The 302-nt window shown below is 61.6% G+C and carries 1 pseudogene; it reads left to right on the forward strand.

Features of this window, described 5'->3' with window-relative positions:
* Positions 1-9 precede the first annotated feature (9 nt).
* Positions 10-302, forward strand: a pseudogene (locus AB4Z15_RS25000) (pyruvate dehydrogenase (acetyl-transferring), homodimeric type); the annotation flags it as partial.

The raw sequence follows: 302 nt of genomic DNA on the forward strand, positions 1-302 counted from the left end.
AGGTTGGACGTGGCTGCAGGAGAAGAGACCTCACACATCCTCAGCGGGTTGACTGCCCAGCTGCCTGATCGTGATCCGGAAGAGACCGCGGAGTGGATTGAGTCCCTTGATGCGTTGATCGCGGAGCAGGGCACGGAGCGTGCCCAGTACATTATGCGGTCGTTGTTGCAGCGTGCCGGTGCCCGGTCGGTGGGTGTGCCGATGGTGACGACCACTGATTATGTGAACACGATCCCGGTGGACCAGGAAGCGGAGTTTCCCGGGAACGAGGAGTTCGAGCGCCGGTACCGTGCGTACATGCG

Origin of the sequence: Paenarthrobacter sp. 2TAF44 (assembly GCF_052114885.1) — a bacterium.
GTDB lineage: Bacteria > Actinomycetota > Actinomycetes > Actinomycetales > Micrococcaceae > Arthrobacter.